The organism is Pseudomonas psychrophila, from assembly GCF_001043005.1.
In the GTDB taxonomy this organism is placed as follows: domain Bacteria; phylum Pseudomonadota; class Gammaproteobacteria; order Pseudomonadales; family Pseudomonadaceae; genus Aquipseudomonas; species Aquipseudomonas psychrophila.
Genome location: NZ_JYKZ01000037.1, coordinates 1 through 884 on the forward strand (window position 1 = coordinate 1; position 884 = coordinate 884).

General features: G+C 56.9%; 1 protein-coding gene. It reads left to right on the top strand.

Features of this window, described 5'->3' with window-relative positions; all coding sequences use genetic code 11:
* Positions 1-108 precede the first annotated feature (108 nt).
* On the top strand, positions 109-884 hold a 776-nt coding region (locus TU76_RS23895; RefSeq protein ID WP_048352626.1), incomplete at its 3' end, for an ATP-binding cassette domain-containing protein.

Consider the following 884-nt stretch of genomic DNA (forward strand, 5'->3'; position numbering starts at 1 on the left):
GCAGTGATATAGTTCGCCGCCAGTTCAGCCCGCTCAGGGAACGCATGCCTCCTGACAAGGGGTTTGGTGTCCGGGTGAGAGGCAGAGGCTGCATCGCAAGGAGTTTAGATGAGCGCCGATAACGCCTACGCGGTTGAGCTGAAGGGAGTGTCCTTCAAGCGCGGCACGCGCAGCATCTTCAATAATGTCGATATTCGAATTCCACGTGGCAAAGTCACGGGAATCATGGGGCCGTCCGGCTGCGGTAAAACCACACTATTGCGTCTGAGGGGAATGCAACTGCGTCCCAGGAGCGGTGAAGTCTGGGTGAACGGTCAGAACCTGCCGGCCCTGTCACGCAGTGATCTTTTCGATGCCCGCAAACATATGGGCGTGTTGTTTCAGAGCGGAGCCCTGTTCACCGATCTCGACGTGTTCGAGAACGTGGCTTTTCCGCTGCGGGTTCACACCCAGCTGCCGGAAGAAATGATCCGTGACATCGTGCTGCTCAAGCTGCAAGCGGTCGGGCTGCGCGGTGCAATCGACCTGATGCCGGATGAGCTGTCCGGTGGCATGAAGCGTCGGGTAGCTTTGGCGCGAGCGATTGCGCTGGATCCGAAAATACTGATGTATGACGAGCCTTTCGTGGGGCAGGACCCTATCGCAATGGGTGTGCTGGTGCGACTGATTCGCCTGCTGAACGACGCCCTGGGAATTACCAGTATTGTGGTTTCACACGATTTGGCCGAAACAGCGAGTATTGCCGACTACTTATATGTTGTCGGAGATGGTCAGGTATTGGGGCAGGGCACGCCAGAAGAGCTGATGAATGCCGCTAATCCGCGTATTCGTCAGTTCATGAACGGCGATCCGGATGGCCCTGTTCCGTTTCATTTTCCGGCGTC